The 15,694-nt window shown below is 68.5% G+C and carries 15 protein-coding genes; 8 read left to right on the top strand and 7 right to left on the bottom strand.

Translation table 11 applies throughout. From position 1 onward, the window contains the following. Window positions 1–22 precede the first annotated feature (22 nt). The 5 genes from NP80_RS09970 to NP80_RS09950 all read left to right on the top strand — a co-directional run bounded on the left by NP80_RS09970 (window position 23) and on the right by NP80_RS09950 (window position 5,874). Complete coding sequence (locus tag NP80_RS09970) at window positions 23–1,522, top strand: APC family permease (protein WP_035948302.1); 1,500 nt, start codon at window positions 23–25, stop codon at window positions 1,520–1,522. Continuing rightward, complete coding sequence (locus NP80_RS09965; RefSeq protein ID WP_045593414.1) at window positions 1,519–2,103, top strand: DUF3156 family protein; 585 nt, start codon at window positions 1,519–1,521, stop codon at window positions 2,101–2,103. Before NP80_RS09970 ends, NP80_RS09965 begins: the two co-directional genes overlap by 4 nt. A gap of 70 nt (window positions 2,104–2,173) precedes the next feature. Beyond that, the gene (locus NP80_RS09960) at window positions 2,174–3,193 is read left to right on the top strand and encodes a helix-turn-helix domain-containing protein (protein ID WP_006411583.1); all 1,020 of its coding nucleotides are present in this window, start codon (window positions 2,174–2,176) and stop codon (window positions 3,191–3,193) included. Window positions 3,194–3,335: 142 nt separating this feature from the next. Further along, window positions 3,336–4,541, top strand: a complete 1,206-nt coding sequence (locus NP80_RS09955) for a porin (protein WP_006411591.1) — start codon at window positions 3,336–3,338, stop codon at window positions 4,539–4,541. 115 nt (window positions 4,542–4,656) lie between these two features. Next, window positions 4,657–5,874 (top strand): YeeE/YedE family protein, encoded by a 1,218-nt coding sequence (locus NP80_RS09950; RefSeq protein ID WP_035948031.1) that lies wholly within the window; start codon window positions 4,657–4,659, stop codon window positions 5,872–5,874. A gap of 84 nt (window positions 5,875–5,958) precedes the next feature. Here the strand turns inward: NP80_RS09950 and NP80_RS09945 are convergent, their stop codons facing one another. After that, entirely contained in the window at window positions 5,959–6,570 is a 612-nt protein-coding gene (locus NP80_RS09945; RefSeq protein WP_006411585.1) for a LysE family translocator, read from the bottom strand. Between the two features lie 74 nt (window positions 6,571–6,644). Here NP80_RS09945 and NP80_RS09940 point away from each other — a divergent pair, with 74 nt between their 5' ends. After that, on the top strand, window positions 6,645–7,178 hold the full coding sequence (locus NP80_RS09940) for a GNAT family N-acetyltransferase (RefSeq protein ID WP_006411584.1): 534 nt from the start codon (window positions 6,645–6,647) through the stop codon (window positions 7,176–7,178). 18 nt (window positions 7,179–7,196) lie between these two features. Here NP80_RS09940 and NP80_RS09935 read toward each other — a convergent pair whose 3' ends face one another. From NP80_RS09935 to NP80_RS09925, 3 genes are all read right to left on the bottom strand, one after another. Continuing rightward, the gene (locus NP80_RS09935) at window positions 7,197–8,258 is read right to left on the bottom strand and encodes an alkene reductase (RefSeq protein ID WP_006411589.1); all 1,062 of its coding nucleotides are present in this window, start codon (window positions 8,256–8,258) and stop codon (window positions 7,197–7,199) included. Between the two features lie 80 nt (window positions 8,259–8,338). Then, window positions 8,339–8,647: an ArsR/SmtB family transcription factor gene (locus NP80_RS09930; RefSeq protein WP_006411579.1), complete on the bottom strand. Its 309-nt coding sequence runs from the start codon at window positions 8,645–8,647 to the stop codon at window positions 8,339–8,341. Window positions 8,648–8,810: 163 nt separating this feature from the next. Further along, window positions 8,811–10,055, bottom strand: coding sequence for an MFS transporter (locus tag NP80_RS09925; RefSeq protein WP_006411592.1), 1,245 nt, complete (start codon window positions 10,053–10,055; stop codon window positions 8,811–8,813). A 147-nt stretch (window positions 10,056–10,202) separates the two neighbouring features. On the opposite strand from NP80_RS09925, the gene NP80_RS09920 reads away from it, so the two are divergent. Next, window positions 10,203–11,081, top strand: coding sequence for a LysR family transcriptional regulator (locus tag NP80_RS09920; protein WP_006411590.1), 879 nt, complete (start codon window positions 10,203–10,205; stop codon window positions 11,079–11,081). Between the two features lie 16 nt (window positions 11,082–11,097). On the opposite strand, the gene NP80_RS09915 is transcribed toward NP80_RS09920, so the two are convergent. From NP80_RS09915 to NP80_RS09905, 3 genes are all read right to left on the bottom strand, one after another. Continuing rightward, a complete protein-coding gene (locus NP80_RS09915; protein ID WP_006411582.1) occupies window positions 11,098–12,237 on the bottom strand; it encodes a patatin-like phospholipase family protein in 1,140 nt (379 codons plus the stop codon). A gap of 118 nt (window positions 12,238–12,355) precedes the next feature. Continuing rightward, window positions 12,356–12,697, bottom strand: a complete 342-nt coding sequence (locus tag NP80_RS09910; protein ID WP_006396696.1) for a cupredoxin domain-containing protein — start codon at window positions 12,695–12,697, stop codon at window positions 12,356–12,358. Window positions 12,698–12,714: 17 nt separating this feature from the next. Further along, window positions 12,715–13,653, bottom strand: a complete 939-nt coding sequence (locus NP80_RS09905; RefSeq protein ID WP_035948030.1) for a metallophosphoesterase family protein — start codon at window positions 13,651–13,653, stop codon at window positions 12,715–12,717. A 285-nt stretch (window positions 13,654–13,938) separates the two neighbouring features. On the opposite strand from NP80_RS09905, the gene NP80_RS09900 reads away from it, so the two are divergent. After that, a complete protein-coding gene (locus tag NP80_RS09900; protein WP_006411586.1) occupies window positions 13,939–15,690 on the top strand; it encodes an ABC transporter permease in 1,752 nt (583 codons plus the stop codon). Window positions 15,691–15,694 lie beyond the last annotated feature (4 nt).

Below are 15,694 nucleotides of genomic sequence, written 5' to 3'. Positions count from 1 at the left end.
TCAATGAACGAAGGAGACGAAGATGTCGGGATGGTCTGGCATGACGGACGCGGCGGCCGGCGCGTCGACGGGCGCAGCGGCGCAAACCGGCGGCGCCGCGCTGAAGGCGGGGGCGGTCGGATTTCCGACCGCGCTGGCAAGTGCGGTCGGGCTCATCATGGCGAGCCCGGTGATCCTCACCGCGACCTCGGGTTTCGGGATGGGCGGCTGGGCATTCGCGGTCGCGATGATCATCGCGTTCGTGATGATGCAGGCGCAGGCGACCACGTTCTCGGAGGCTGCCGCGATGCTGCCGACGGCCGGCTCGGTTTACGATTACCTGTCGTGCGGGCTCGGCCGCTTCTGCGCGATCACCGGCACGATTTCCGCGTATTTCCTCGTACACGTGTTCGCGGGCACTGCGGAGACGATCCTCAGCGGCATCATGGCGCTCGTCAATTTCGAATCGCTGAATGCCGCGCTCGAGAAGCACAACAGCTCGTGGCTCGTCGGCGTCGGCCTCGTGATCACGTTCGCGATCACGAACATCATCGGCATCAAGGTGTTCAGCAAGCTCGAGATCGTGCTGACGGCCGGCATGTGGCTGTCGTTGATGATCTTCGGGATTCTCGGGCTCGCGGCGGCGCCGGCCGTGCATCTAGACGGCTGGTTCGGCGGCTCGACCGTCGGCACGTCGGTGCCGGCCGTGCTGTCGCTGGTCGGGATGGCGATGTTCATGTTCGTCGGCTGCGAGTTCGTCACGCCGCTCGCGCCGGAGATGAAGGCGCCGGGCCGCACGATTCCGCGCGCGATGGCGCTCGGGCTCGTCGGCGTCGCGCTCTGCATGTTCCTGTACGGCGCGGCGATTCGCCGTCAGGTGCCGAACGTGCCGGTCAGCGCGGACGGCCTCACGCATCTGCTCGACACACCGGGCGCGATTCCCGCGTTCGCGCTGCAGGTGCTCGGCCCGTTCGGCCGCATCTGGTTCGGTATCGCGTTTCTCTGCGCGGGCGCGGCGACGATCAATACGCTGATGGCCGGCCTGCCGCGGATTCTGTACGGCATGGCGATCGACGGTGCGCTGCCGCGCTGCTTCGCGTATCTGCATCCGCGCTTCAGGTCGCCCGTGGTCGGAATCGTGGCCGCCGCCGCGGTGCCGATCGTTCATGCATGGCTCATCAACGGCAACCTCGACAGCATCCTGCATCTCGTGCTCGCCGCGACCTGCGCATGGGGCACCGCCTATCTGCTCGTGACGGCGTCGGTCGTGATGCTGCGCATCCGGCGCCCGGACTTGCCGCGTCCGTACCGTTCGCCGTGGTTTCCGCTGCCGCAGATCGTGTCGAGCGTCGGCATCGTGCTCGCGATCTGGTACATCACACCGCCGGGGATGAACGCGCGCGACGTCTACGTGCCGTTCGGCGCAATGCTCGGGTTGACGGCGCTGTATGCGCTGTTCTGGACCGTCGTCGTGCAGCGCCGGCATCCGTTCCGGCCCGTTCCGGTCGAGGACGTGCTGCGCAACGAACACGTCGCGCAATGAACGCCGTATTCGCCCGGCGCCGCGCGGGACACGACGCGCTGCCGGCCGGCCATCGGCCTGGCGCGGTGGCCGCGCGCGTGCGCGCGGATCTGCAGGCCGTGCACGACGCGCGCGACGAACCGGGCGCCGCGCGGCTGCCGAACGGTGTGTGCGTGACGCTGACCGAAAGAATCGAGCGCCAGTTCCTGATGCATACGGTGAGCGTGACGATCGCGACGGCCGCATGCGGACCGGCCGCGTGCGGTCGCGCGCAGGTGCAGCAGACGGGCTGGGTGCGCCGCACCGGCATCCGTATCGTCGCGGCGTCGGGCAGCGATCCGCGCTTCTGCCGCGCGCTCGCCGCGCTGGCCGCCGATGCAGCGCTCGCCGGCGCGCTGCGCCGGCTTCATCTGAGCACGTGCACGATCGACGCGCACGACGGGCGCTGGACGCTCGCGATCGTGCCGTTCGGCGGCAGCGAGGTCGTGAACCGGATGCCGTCGTTTCGCCGCTATGTGCGCCTGATCGACGAGCAGGCGGCCGCGCTGCACGCTGCATGCGCCGCGTTCGAAGGTGCGCTGCACGGGATTTTGCACGGGTAAGCTGTGGCGTGGCGCGCCGCCCGCAGTCCGGCGGCCGCGAGCAGGGATCAGGGTTTTACCGGAGGCGCCGATGTTGTTCCAGTCACGTTCGCACGAAGACGTGCACGACCACGGGCTCGCGATCGCGGGCTGGCACCAGGTCTACCGCCAGATGACGCCGGGCCGGTTCCGCGGCACCGTCACGCAGGTGCTGTACGACGATTTCCACTTCTTTCGCGAAACGACGAACCGGCGCGTCGCGCAGACCGGCCTCGCGCCGGCCGGCCGCACGTCGCTCGCGGTCCCGCTGTCGGTGCCGCTCGCCGGCACGTTCCAGCGCCAGCCGGTCGACGGCTATGCGCTGCTCGCGCTGCGCGCGGGCGAGGATTTCGAATTCCATACGCCGGAGGGCATGGGGCTCGTCGGCATCAGCGCGGCGTCGGACATGATCGACGAGCTGTGCGAGGTGGAATTTGGCGCGGCCGGCGTAGGCGCTGCCGGCGTAGGCGCTGCCGGCGTAGGCGCGGCCGGCCCCCGCGGTGCCCGCTCTTGCGCAACCGCCACCGACGCCCGCAGGCTGCGGCACGTGACGCGCCTGTCCGACGAACAGGGCGTCGCGCTCGGTGCGCGGCTGTCGTCGCTGATCGACGAGGCGCAGCGCAACCCCGGCTGCCTCGAATACGCGGCCACGCGCAAGATGTTCCGCGACGCGATGCTCGGCGTGTTTCTCGACGCGCTCGACCAGGGCATCGGCGTCGAGCGGCGCGACATCACGCACGCGACCTACAGCGACATCGTCAGCCGCTGCGAGAAGTATCTGCGCGATCGGCCCGAAGAACCCGTGACCGTGCTCGAGCTGTGCCGCGCGCTGCGCTGCAGCCGTCGGACGCTGCAGACGAGCTTCCAGCGCGTCGCCGACGTCACGCCGGTCGCGTATCTGCGCACGATCCGGCTGAATGCGGTGCGACGCCTGCTGCGCACGACGTCGGCGCAGCAACTCGGCGTCGGCGAAGCGGCCGCGAGCTGGGGCTTTACGCATCTCGGCTATTTCGCGCGCGAATATCGCGACCTGTTCGGCGAGCTGCCGTCGCAGACGCAGCGCACCGAATGATGCGCGCCGCGCGTCGTCCGTCGCGCACGCGACGGTTTGCCGATTTGCGATAGAGGTCGCGAATTTTCGCTGGATAGAGTCCCGTCACATCGACAACGCAATCGATCCGGAGTCCGGATCGACTCCATCAGAGGGACGGGACATGAAGATCGGACGACTCGCCGCGGCCGTTGCCGCGCTCGGCTGCTCGCATGCGCACGCGCAGACCTCGGGCAGCGTGACGCTGTACGGCACCGTGGATACCGGCATTCTCTATTCGACGAACCAGCAGTTCACGCGCGCCGACGGCAGCACGGGCGGCGGTCATGCGTGGCAGATGGGCGGCGGCAATCTCGTGCCGTCGCGCTTCGGGTTGCAGGGCGCCGAGCCGCTCGGCGGCGGCCTCGACGCGGTATTCACGCTCGAACAGCAGTTCCTGTCCGCGAACGGGCAGGCGCTGCAGGGCGGCACCGCCTTCAGCCGCCAGGCATGGGCCGGGCTGCGGCAGGACGGGATCGGCACGCTCGGGCTCGGCCGCCAGTACGACTCGTATACCGACATGCTCGGCGCGTACGTGTCGAGCAACAACTGGGCGACGCCGTACGGGTCGCATCTCGGCGACGTCGACAACCTGAACGCCGCCTTCAACTTCAACAACGCGGTGAAGTTCACGAGCGCCGATTTTCGCGGGCTGACGTTCGGCGGTACGTTCAGCTTCGGCGGGCAGGCCGGCGATTTCGCCGCGAAGCGCGGCTATGCGCTCGCCGCGACGTACAGCCGCGCGCCCGTCGCGCTGTCGGTCGGCTATCTGAACCTGCGGCAGCCGCTCGATGCGGCGCTCGGCGGCGCGAACGGCTATATCGGCGATTTCGCATGCAGCAACCCGGGCGCGATGTTGTGCCTGCTGCAGGACGCCCGTTCGATGCGCGCGTTCGGCGCGGGCGGTTCGTTGACGCTCGGCGCGGCGACGATCGCGCTGACCTATACGCATACGCGGCTCGACGACAGCCGGTATCTGACGACGGCCGCGCAGCCGCGGCCGCATGCGTTCACGTTCGACATCGGCGAGCTGAACGTCACGTATCTGTTCACGCCGGCGCTGCAGGGCGGCATCGCGTACCTCTTCAATGCCGCGCATACCGACACGCGCGGCACGACGCGCTTCCATCAGCTCAACGTCGGCGCGAACTACAGCCTGTCGAAGCGGACCGCGCTGTATGCAGTCGCTATCGGCCAGCTCGCGAGCGGCACCGGCCTCGGCACCGACGCGAACGGGCAGCCGGTGAACAACGCGCAGATTCCGGTACTCGCGAACAGCAATTCGAACCGGCAACTGGCGGTCATGGGCGGGATCCGGGTGAATTTCTGAATCGCCGACGCGCGGTCGCCCATGCAACGCGCGTCGTTCCGGCCCCCTGCGAAGTGCGCGCAAACGCGCGAAAATGGCGGTTTTGCGTATTCAAGCGCTTCACAGGGGAGAAGTCATGTCGGATTTGGCATCGTCCATGCCGCGTCGCGCGGACGTCAATGCGAAATCGCTCGCGGTCGCGGCGATCGCGATCGTTGTCGGTACAACCTATCTTGCGCGCGTGGCGGACGCGCGGATCGCCGCACTGTTCGTCGTCGGCGCGCTGCTCGGCGTCACGCTGTATCACGCGGCGTTCGGCTTCACGTCCGCATGGCGCGTCTTCATCGCCGACGGTCGCGGCGCCGGCCTGCGCGCGCAGATGGTGATGCTCGCGATCGGCACCGCGCTGTTCTTTCCGGCGCTCGCGGCCGGCACGCTGTTCGGCAAGCCGGTGACGGGGCTCGTGTCGCCCGCGGGGACGTCGGTCGTCGTCGGCGCGTTCCTGTTCGGGATCGGGATGCAGCTCGGCGGCGGGTGTGCGTCCGGCACGCTGTATACGGTCGGCGGCGGTTCGACGCGGATGCTCGTCACGCTCGCCGCGTTCGTCGCCGGCTCGGTGATCGCGACCGCGCATATGCCGTTCTGGACCGCGCTGCCGTCGCTGCCGCCGGTTTCGGTCGTCAAGTCGTTCGGCGCGCTGCCGGCGCTCGCGGGCAGCTGGCTGTTGTTCGCGGCGATTGCGGCGCTCACGGTCGTCGTCGAAAAGCGGCGCCACGGGCGGCTCGTCGCGCCGGAACTGCGCGCCAATGCATCCGCGCGCTGGCTCTACGGGCCGTGGCCGCTGATCGGCGGCGCGATCGCGCTCGCGGTGCTCAACTTCGCGACGCTCGCGCTGTCCGGCCGGCCGTGGGGCGTCACGTCCGCGTTCGCGCTGTGGGGCGCCAAGGTTGCCGCGGCGCTCGGCGTCGACGTCGCAAGCTGGCCGTACTGGACCGCGAAAGCGAACGCGGCCGCGCTCGCCGCGCCAGTCACGCGCGACGTGACGTCGATGATGGACATCGGCATCGTGATCGGCGCGATGTTCGCCGCGTCGCTCGCCGGACGCTATGCGCCGGTGTGGCGCGTGCCGCTGCGCTCGCTCGCGGCGGCCGTCGTCGGCGGGCTGCTGCTCGGCTACGGCGCGCGGCTGGCGTACGGCTGCAATATCGGCGCGTATTTCAGCGGGATCGTGTCGGGCAGCCTGCACGGCTGGCTGTGGCTCGTCGCCGCGTTTGCCGGCAACGTGATCGGCACGCGTGTGCGGCCGTGGTTCGGGCTCGAGGTGGAGCGCGTGCCGCGCGCGTCGGGCTGCTGAACGCGTCGCGCGTCCCGCCGGGCGCGCACTCCCGCGGCGCATGGCGACGCGCGTTCGTGCGCGCGCCGCGGATGGGCAAGGGCGTCAGCGCGTCGCGATCGCGACCGCCGCACCGGCCATCGCGGTCGCGCTCGTGCGGTTCGCGATCCGTTTCGCACGCGCGGACGTCAGGAACGACCGCGCGCGCATCGCCAGCAGCGACCAGAAGCAGTCGGCGAAGATCAGGACCGCGAGCATCGTGCCGACCAGTTCCGCCCACGCGACGACGCCGACGTGCGTCAGATCGACGATCGTCGGCAGCAGCGCGAGATAGAACAGCATGATCTTCGGGTTGCCGAGCGTGACCAGCGCGCCGGCGACGAACATCCGTACCGGCGACTGTCCGCGCGGCAGCTCGTCGGCACCGCCGTCGGTCGGTGCGCTCCACATCTTCCACGCAAGAAACAGCAGGTAGGCGACGCCCGCGAACTTCAGCACGAGCAGCCCCGTCTCGAACGTGCGCGCGAATGCGGACAGCCCGGCGACCGCGAGCGTCAGCCACAGCGCTTCGCCGATCCACATCGCGGCGAGAAACGGCAGCACGTCGCGCACGCCGTTCGTCAGCACGCGCGCGACGAGCGCGGCGACGCTGGGGCCGGGCGTGCCGGCGGTGACGAGCAGTGCGAAGGCAAAGACGGCAAGCGCGGACAGCGACATGGCGAACCTCGGGGACGAACGCATTCGGAACGTTCGATTATAGTGACGGGCGTTCCAGACCGTGTACTGCCGCAATGACCGATTCGATCCGCATTCGACCCGCCACCCGCGAAGACGCCCCTGCGATGGCCGCCGTCGAGATTGCCGCCGCGCACCGTTTTCGCGCGCTCGGCATGCACGGCATCGCGGACGGCGGCGCGACCGACGCAGCGGACGTGCTCGCGCGAATCGATGCCGGGCACGCGTACGTCGCGGTCGACACGGACGCGCAGCACACCTGCGTCGGCTTCGCGTTCTATCGGCTGCTCGATGCGCAGCGGCTCTATCTGGAGGAACTGGACGTCGCGCCGTCCCACGCCGGGCGGCGGATCGGCGCGCGGCTGATCAAGCACGTAATGGCGTGCGCGGCGCAACAGGCGATCGCGCAGATCGTGCTGTCGACGTTTCGCGACGTGCCGTGGAATGCGCCGTATTACGCGCGGCTCGGCTTTCGCGTGCTCGACGACGCGACGCTCGACGACACGCTGCGCGCGATCCGCGCGCATCACGTCGCGCGCGGCCTCGACGAGACGCAGCGCGTGTTCATGCGCGCGGACGTGCGCGCGTGAACACGCGAAGGACGACGCTCAGGCGGCGTCGCTGAGCGCCGGATAGTCGATGTAGCCCGTCTCGCCTTCCGCGTAGAAGGTTTCCGGCACCGGCTGGTTCAGCGGCGCGCCGAGTTCGAGGCGGCGCGGCAGGTCCGGATTCGCGATGAACAGCTTGCCCCATGCGATCGCGTCGGCGTCGCCGCGCGCGAGTGCGGCCTGCGCGCTGTCGAACGTGAACTGCTCGTTCGCGATCAGCGGGCCGCCGAACGCCTCTTTCAACTGCGGGCTCAGGTGGTCGCCGCTGTACGACTCGCGCGTGAAGATGAACGCGATGCGGCGGCGGCCGAGTTCGCGCGCCACATAGCCGAACGTCGCGGCCGGGTCGGAATCGCCCATCGTGTGCGCATCGCCGCGCGGCGCGAGGTGCACGCCGACACGCCCGGCGCCCCACACGTCGATCGCCGCGTCGACGACTTCCAGCAGCAGCCGCGCGCGGTTTTCGATCGGGCCGCCGTATGCGTCGGTACGGCGGTTCGTGCTGTCCTGCAGGAACTGGTCGAGCAGATAGCCGTTCGCGCCGTGGATCTCGACGCCGTCGAAGCCGGCCGCCTTCGCGTTTTCGGCGCCCTTGCGGTAGGCCGCGACGATGCCGGGGATCTCGTCGAGTTCGAGCGCGCGCGGCGTCACGAACGGCCGCTGCGGACGCACGAGGCTCACGTGGCCGCCCGCCGCGATCGCGCTCGGCGCGACCGGCAGATCGCCGTTCAGGAACATCGGATCGGAGATCCGGCCGACGTGCCAGAGCTGCAGCACGATGCGGCCGCCCGCGCGATGGACGGCCTGCGTCACGCGCTTCCAGCCTTCGACCTGCTCGTCCGACCAGATGCCGGGCGTGCCCGCATAGCCGACGCCTTGCGGCGTGACCGACGTCGCCTCGCTGATGATCAGGCCCGCCGACGCACGTTCGGCGTAGTAGCGCGCCATCAGGTCGTTCGGGATGCGCGTGTCGCCGGCGCGGCTGCGCGTCAGCGGTGCCATCACGATGCGGTTCGGCAGCTTCAGGTCGCCGAGGGTAACGGGGTCGAACAGCGTAGGCATACGGATTACCTCTTCACGAAGGGCGGGATCGGCGTGCGCGTCGCGCGGCGCGGGCCCGCATGGCCGATTCGGCCGGATGGTCAGAGTTCTCGGCGCAGTGCGTCGAGAAACGTGTCGATGACGGCCTCGTTGCGCTTGAAGAACGCCCACTGGCCGACCCGCGTCGACGTCACGAGCCCCGCGCGCTGCAGCGTCGCGAGATGCGCGGAGACGGTCGACTGCGACAGCCCGCAGCGCGCGTCGATTTGCCCGGCGCATACGCCGTGGTGGTACGGCAGCGTCTGATCCGGGAAATGCACGTCCGGCGTTTTCAGCCATACGAGGATTTCACGGCGCACGGGATTCGCGAGCGCTTTCAGGATCGCGTCGATGTCGGGTTCGGTCGGCATGGATCGGCAGGTGGCGATCGAAGGGCAACGGATATCGTCAATGGCCGAATCTTATATCGGATTTTCCCGATATATTTGAAAGCACTGGTCTCAATGGGGTTGATAGGCCGCGCGTCGCGAGGGTCAAATCGCTGCGATGTGGGCCCGTTTCTCCAACTCGACGTTACTTACCGCGCGTGAGGCGCCGCGCGGCGAGCAACCCGAGCACGAGCAGCACCGCGACGTAAGCGGCGACGCTCGTCCACGCGCCGCGTTGCCAGAACGTGCCGCCGAGCGAGCCGAGCACGCTGGAGCCGACGTAGTAGGCGAGCAGGTACAGCGATGCCGCGTGCCCCTTTGCCGGACCGGCAAGATAGCCGACCCAGCCGCTCGCGACCGAATGCGCGACGAAAAAGCCGATCGTGACGAGCACGATCCCGACGACGATCGCGACGAGCGAATGCGAAAGCGTCAGCGCGAGGCCCGCGGCAAACACGAGAATGCCGCTCGTCAGCACCGGTGCGCGGCCGAGCCGGTCGGCGAGCGCGCCGGCCGTCGACGACGACACCATCCCGAACAGATACGCGCCGAAAATCAGCCCGCATACGGCCGGACGGAGGTTGAACGGCGCGGCCATCAGGCGGAAGCCGGCGTAGTTGTACACGGTCACGAAGGCGCCCATCACGAGAAAGCCGATCGCGAACACGAACGGCAGTCGCGCGTGGCGCAGCTGCGCATGCCAGAGCCGCAGATGATGACGCAGCGTCAGGTCGGTGCGCTTCACGAAGCGCCGCGACGGCGGCAGCAGCAGCACGAACGCGACCGCGGCGATCAGGTCGACGATGCCGATCGTCAGCATCGCGGTGCGCCACGAAAAATATTCCTCGAGCGCGCTCATCCCGATTCGCCCGATCATGCCGCCGAACGCAGTGCCGCCGACGTACAGACCCATCGAGAAACCGAGCCCTTCGGCCGCGATTTCCTCGGCCAGATAGGCCATTGCGACGGCCGGCACGCCGCCGAGCGCGAACCCTTCGAGTGCGCGCCACACGAGCAGCAGCTGCCAGTTGGGCGCGAGCGCCGCGAGCAGGTTGAACGCGGCCGCGAGCGTCATCGACGCGAACATCAGCCCGCGGCGGCCGAACCGCTCGGACAAGGCGCCCGCGCAGAGGATCGACACCGCGAGCGCGCCGGTCGACAGCGACAGCGAGAGTGAACTGGACGCCGCGCCGAGGCCGAATTCGCGCGCGAATGCGGGCAGCAGAGGCTGTACGCAATACAGCAGCGAAAACGTGGAGAAGCCGGCAAGAAACAGCGCAAATGCGATGCGCTTGTATGCGGCCGAGCGTGGCGACACGCCGGCCGGAAGCGCGTCGGGTGCGACTTTCGACGCGCCGTGCGCAGACGACGCAATCGTGGACGAAGACATGGACAGGTCCGATGTGGCAGGGAATGCGTGTATTCTTGCGCGCACCGGAACATATGTCCAATATATGAAAAGAACCGCAGCCATATGTTTTTCCACTGGCGGCGGCGTGCCAATCGGCATCTCCGCCACGGGCGCAGGACGCAACGCATGGAACTTCGGCATCTCCGTTATTTTCTGGCCGTGGCCGCCACGTCCAATTTCACGAAGGCCGCGGAAACGCTCGGAATCGGGCAGCCGCCGCTCAGTCAGCAGATCAAGGCGCTCGAGAACGAGCTTGGCGTCGAATTGTTCAGGCGCACCGCGCGCGGCGCCGAGCTGACGACGGCCGGCGAAGTGTTTCGCGACGAGGCGCGCCGCGTGCTCGACGACGCGGAACGCGCATCGCGCGCGGCAAGACGCGCCGCACGCGGCGAAATCGGGCATCTGCGCGTCGGTTTCACCGGGACGGCTGCGTTCAATTCGAAGGTGTCGGATCTGCTGCGCCGTTTCCGCGAAGCGTTTCCGCAGGCCGAGCTCACGTTGCTCGAAGCGACGTCCGGCGTGCTGCTCGCCGAGCTCGAAGCGGGGCGGCTCGACGTCGCGCTGGTGCGGCCGCGGCAGCGGATCGCTCCCGTGCTGCGCATCGCGGAGTGGGACGAGGAGCCGATGTTCGTCGCGCTGCCGGTCGCGCATCGGCTCGCGCGGCGGCGCCAGATCGCGCTCGCGGAGCTCGCCGACGAGTCGTTCGTGCAGGTCCCGCGCGAGGCCGGGAGTACGCTGTTCGACGACATCGTCGCCGCGTGCAATGCGGCCGGGTTCCAGCCGCGGATGGCGCAGCCGGCCCCGCAGATGGCGTCTGCGGTCACGCTGGTCGCCGCGGGCTTGGGCGTCTCGCTGGTCCCCGACGCGATCACGCAGGTGCGGATTGCCGGCGTCGTCTATCGTCCGATCGCGAACGCCGCGCTGCGCGCGCGGCTCGGCGTCGCGTCGCGCGCCGACGATCCGTCGCCGGTCGTGCGCAACTTTCTGCAGCTCGCGCTCGGCTAGCGCAGGCGTTGCGCGCTTAGGCGTGCCGTTCGCCGACGCGGTTTTCTTCGGGGCTGTAGACGGTCAGCCCTTCGGTCGGATCCATCGGCATCTCCCACGGCCGTGCGGCGATCGCCTGCATCGCCGCTTCGAAGCCGGCCTGCCGGCGCGCCGCGATGCCGGACGGCGTGAAGTCGATGTCCTTCCACTGGTCGTCGCCGTCGAGCCGCGGCGCCGCGAGCTTGATCACGCGCATCGTCGTCTGGCAGCCCCACGCGGCGAGCGCCTGCACGTCCGGCGACGAGCGCTCCGCTTCCGGCAGCCGCATCACGAGTTCGCGGATCACGTGGCGCAGCCGGTGGATCTGCTGCTGGCGCGCGATATGGCTGTCGGTGCGGCTCGCGTACTGGATGTCCTTCTGACGTTCCGATACCTGCCAGATGCTTTGCGGCTCCGGGCCGACCGGGTTCCACATCTGCACGGAGAAGATGATCGAGCTGCGGCGCGGCGAATCGTCGAGTACGACCTCGACCGGCGTATTCGAATAGATGCCGCCGTCCCAGTACGGCGCGTCGTCGATGCGCACGGCCGGAAACGCGGGCGGCAGCGCGCCCGAGCTCATCACGTGATCGATGCCGAGTCGCTGGTCGCGTGAGTCGAAATAGCGCATCTCGCCGGTGCACGCGTTCACGGCGCCGACCGTCAGCCGCGGACGTCCGGCATTCAGCAGATCGGCATCGATCAGCGACGCGAGCGTGTCGCGCAGCGGCTCGACCACGTAGTACGACGCGCGATCGACGCCGACGTGCGCGAGCGGGCCCAGCCACGCATCGGGATTCGGCCGGAAGAAGCCGGGGATGCCCGCGCCGATCACGGCCAGTTCCGAACAGATCTTGTCCCAGCTCGCCGGGAAGCCCGGCACGTACGCGGCCGGGCGCTCCGTCACGCGGCGCCAGAACTCGGCGAGCCGTTGCGCACGCTGCGCGCGCCGGTTGCCCGCGATCAACGCCGCGTTGATCGCGCCGATCGACGTGCCGATCACCCAGTCGGGTTCGATGCCCGACGCGTCCATCGCTTCGAACACGCCGAGTTGATAGGCGCCCAGCGCGCCGCCGCCCTGCAGCACGAGCACGACCTGCCCGGGCAGCTTCGGGGGTGAAGGTTGATTTGCCGTCATCGCTTGCCTCGTCGTCGGTGACGGCCGGCGGGTTCCGGCCGGATGGAACCAGTGTAGGCGATCGATCGCGCGCGCGGTCCGCGCTCGGCGAGCGCACACGCGCACCGGCCGCGCAGCGTCATTCGACGGTGATCGTCTCCTTCATGTATGGATGAATCCCGCAGAACACGTGATAGACGCCGCGCTTGTCGAAGCGGTACGCGTACGTATCGTTCTGGTCGAGCGCGCTCGAATGGAAGATCCCGGCATCGTTGACGACCGTGTGCGGTTCGGCGTCGAGGTTTTTCCAGGTGATCGTCGTGCCGGCCTTGATCGTCGTCGACATCGGCGAAAACATGAAGTTGCGGATCGTCACGAGCGGGCCGGCGGTCGATTGCGCGGAGGCCGCGCACGGCATGCCGGCGACGATTGCCGAGGCGAACCACGCGGCGAGGGCGCGCGATGGAAACAGGCGGTTCATGTCGGTCTCCCCGTGGTTCACGCGAGCGTTGCGTCATGCAGTGCCGATGCCGCCGGCGCGCCGCTGAACTCGACCGTCGTCACGCCGAGCATCTTCGCGAGCTGCTCGCGCGGCACCGTGAGCGGCACGGGGCCCGGCCCGTTGCCGGCGGTCGGCTGCGGGAACGCGGTCGAGCGCGCGGTATGAAAGGTCACGTTGCCCTCGACCTTCGACACGATCTGGTGGATATGCCCGTTCAGCACGGTGACCGAGCCGAAGCGGCGCAGCAGCGCGAGCGCCTGCGGCGCATCGCCGGTGCCCCAGCCCCACGGTTCGTAGATCGTCCACATCGGCATGTGCGAGAACACGACGATCGGCGTGCTCGACGTGCGGCCGTTCAGATCCTGCGCGAGCCATGCGAGCTGATCGTCGCCGAAGCTGCCGAGTCCGTTCGGTTTGAAATGCATCACGTTCACGAGCGCGACGAAGTGCACGCCCGCATGATCGAAGCTGTAGTAGCCGCGATTGTCGGACGCGCGGCCGAAGCGGCGGAAGTACTCGGCGCCCGAGCCGTCCGTCACGTCGTGTTCGCCAGGCACCGTGTGCAGCTCGGGCACGCGTAGCCCGGACAGCAGCTGCGAGGCGCGGTCAAACTCGTCGGGCTTCGACAGATGCGTGATGTCGCCCGTGTGGATCGCCAGCGCGGGCGTCTCGGGCATCGCGTTGACGAGCGCAATCGTCTGCGCGAGCGTCGCGGCGACGTCCGGATTCGCGTCCTTGTTGAAGCCGATGTGCGTGTCGCTGATCTGCAGAAACAGCGGCTGGCCCGCGCCCGAGCGTGTGCCGGCCTGCGCGCGTGCGAGATCGAGCGGCGTGAGCACGCCGCCCGACAGCATGAACAGCGTGCCGAGCCCGCCGAACGCCATGCACTGGATCGCGCGGCGACGCGACGGGCGGGAAGGATTCGATGAAGACATGTGAGCCTCGCAATCGTGTGACGGAAGCGGGACGGCCGGAGCGTCCGCGGAATGACCGGCGCATTGCGCATGCGATACCGGGCGAGCGGCCGATTTATTCCCGCGCGCGGCGGCGCTTGATGCATTGATCCGTGACGCGTCAATGTCTTGTAATCGGCACGTCATATTCGCGTCACCGCCGCCCGATAGGCTGCGTGACCGGTTCGGCGTCGCGACGACGGGGGTGTCGCCGAGCGCGGCACCGGCAGGACGCCGTATTTCAATCGAACGGAACACACGCTACCGATGGCCATCAGCTTCGATCCGAACCGCACCGCGAACGCGTCCGCGTGGCGCGTCGTGCCCAACCGCTGGGATGCCGTCGCGTTTCCGCTGATCATCTGCGTGCTCGCCATGGCGATCGTCGGTTTCCGCGAGACGCTCGCGCCGATCGCGACGCTGCAGACGCAGAAGATCTCGCTCGATCCGTCGAACTTGCCCGAATACGCGCTGCGCACGACGCTGCGGATGCTTGCCGCGATGGTCGCGTCGCTCGCGTTCACGCTGATTTACGGCACGCTCGCAGCGAAGAGCCGTCGCGCGGGGATGGTGCTGATTCCGATCCTCGACATCCTGCAGTCGGTGCCCGTGCTCGGCTACATCTCCTTTACGGTCACGTTCTTCCTTGCGCTGTTCCCGGGCCGCGTGCTCGGCGCCGAACTCGCGGCGATCTTCGCGATCTTCACGAGCCAGGCGTGGAACATGACGTTCAGCTTCTACCAGTCGCTGCGCACGGTGCCGCGCGATCTCCATGAAGTGTCGCGCGGCTTCCATCTGACCGGCTGGCAACGCTTCTGGAAACTCGAGGTGCCGTTCTCGACGCCGGGGCTGATCTGGAACATGATGATGTCGATGTCGGGTGGGTGGTTCTTCGTCGTCGCGTCGGAGGCGATCACGGTCGGCAACCGGACGATCACGCTGCCGGGCATCGGCGCCTACCTCGCGCAGGCGATCGCCGAACAGAATCTCGGCGCGGTCGGCTGGGTGATCGTCGCGATGACGGTCGTGATCCTCGCCTACGACCAACTGCTGTTCCGGCCGCTCGTCGCGTGGGCCGACAAGTTCCGCATGGAGAACACGAGCGCCGGCGATGCGCCGCAATCGTGGCTGCTCGACCTGCTGCGCCGCACGCGCGCGATTCATCAGCTGCTCGTGCCGGCGGGCTGGCTGCTGTCGCAGGCCGCGCGCGTGCCGCTGCGCGTGCGCGCGTTCGATGCGATGCGTGCACGCGAGACGGCGCAGCGCAGCCCGTCGCGGTTCGGCGACTTCGTCTGGGCAGCCGCCGTAGTCGTGCTGACCGTCTACGTCGCTGCGCGCGTCGTGTCGTATGTGAGCACCGGTGTGACGATCGCCGACGTCGGACACGTCGTCGTGCTCGGGCTGATCACGCTGCTGCGCGTGATCGTGCTGATCGCGATCGCGTCGGTGGTGTGGGTGCCGCTCGGCGTGCTGATCGGCTTGCGTCCGGCGCTCGCGGAGAAGATCCAGCCGCTCGCGCAGTTCCTTGCAGCGTTCCCGGCGAACCTGCTGTTTCCCGTGTTCGTGATTGCAATCGTCCGCTGGCATCTGAATGCCGATATCTGGCTGTCGCCGCTGATCGTGCTCGGCACACAGTGGTACATCCTGTTCAACGTGATCGCCGGCGCGACGTCTTACCCGAACGACTACAAGGAAGCGACGAAGAACTTCCGGATCCGCGGCTGGCAGTGGTGGCGGCAGGCGATGCTGCCCGGCATCTTTCCGTATTACGTGACGGGCGCGATCACCGCGTCGGGCGGCGCGTGGAACGCGAGCATCGTGTCCGAAGCCGTGCAGTGGGGCGACACGAAAGTCGTTGCGCACGGCCTCGGCGCGTATATCGCAGAGATGACGGCCGCCGGCGATTTCCCCAAGATCATCCTCGGCATCGCCGTGATGTCGCTGTTCGTCACGTTGTTCAACCGTCTGCTGTGGCGTCCGATGTACGCCTATGCCGAATCCCGGCTTCGTCTGGACTGAGAGT

The sequence above is a fragment of the Burkholderia multivorans ATCC BAA-247 genome (assembly GCF_000959525.1).
GTDB classification, from domain to species: domain Bacteria; phylum Pseudomonadota; class Gammaproteobacteria; order Burkholderiales; family Burkholderiaceae; genus Burkholderia; species Burkholderia multivorans.
The sequence above is the reverse complement of the archived record's forward strand: the minus strand, read 5'-3'. Positions and strand labels throughout refer to the sequence as shown.

Bases quoted from the DNA above. Each gene is read 5' to 3' on its own strand.
- NP80_RS09970 (WP_035948302.1), top strand. From the start codon at position 23: ATGTCGGGATGGTCTGGCATGACGGACGCGGCGGCCGGCGCGTCGACG.
- NP80_RS09965 (WP_045593414.1), top strand. From the start codon at position 1,519: ATGAACGCCGTATTCGCCCGGCGCCGCGCGGGACACGACGCGCTGCCG.
- NP80_RS09960 (WP_006411583.1), top strand. From the start codon at position 2,174: ATGTTGTTCCAGTCACGTTCGCACGAAGACGTGCACGACCACGGGCTC.
- NP80_RS09955 (WP_006411591.1), top strand. From the start codon at position 3,336: ATGAAGATCGGACGACTCGCCGCGGCCGTTGCCGCGCTCGGCTGCTCG.
- NP80_RS09950 (WP_035948031.1), top strand. From the start codon at position 4,657: ATGTCGGATTTGGCATCGTCCATGCCGCGTCGCGCGGACGTCAATGCG.
- NP80_RS09945 (WP_006411585.1), bottom strand. From the start codon at position 6,570: ATGTCGCTGTCCGCGCTTGCCGTCTTTGCCTTCGCACTGCTCGTCACC.
- NP80_RS09940 (WP_006411584.1), top strand. From the start codon at position 6,645: ATGACCGATTCGATCCGCATTCGACCCGCCACCCGCGAAGACGCCCCT.
- NP80_RS09935 (WP_006411589.1), bottom strand. From the start codon at position 8,258: ATGCCTACGCTGTTCGACCCCGTTACCCTCGGCGACCTGAAGCTGCCG.
- NP80_RS09930 (WP_006411579.1), bottom strand. From the start codon at position 8,647: ATGCCGACCGAACCCGACATCGACGCGATCCTGAAAGCGCTCGCGAAT.
- NP80_RS09925 (WP_006411592.1), bottom strand. From the start codon at position 10,055: ATGTCTTCGTCCACGATTGCGTCGTCTGCGCACGGCGCGTCGAAAGTC.
- NP80_RS09920 (WP_006411590.1), top strand. From the start codon at position 10,203: ATGGAACTTCGGCATCTCCGTTATTTTCTGGCCGTGGCCGCCACGTCC.
- NP80_RS09915 (WP_006411582.1), bottom strand. From the start codon at position 12,237: ATGACGGCAAATCAACCTTCACCCCCGAAGCTGCCCGGGCAGGTCGTG.
- NP80_RS09910 (WP_006396696.1), bottom strand. From the start codon at position 12,697: ATGAACCGCCTGTTTCCATCGCGCGCCCTCGCCGCGTGGTTCGCCTCG.
- NP80_RS09905 (WP_035948030.1), bottom strand. From the start codon at position 13,653: ATGTCTTCATCGAATCCTTCCCGCCCGTCGCGTCGCCGCGCGATCCAG.
- NP80_RS09900 (WP_006411586.1), top strand. From the start codon at position 13,939: ATGGCCATCAGCTTCGATCCGAACCGCACCGCGAACGCGTCCGCGTGG.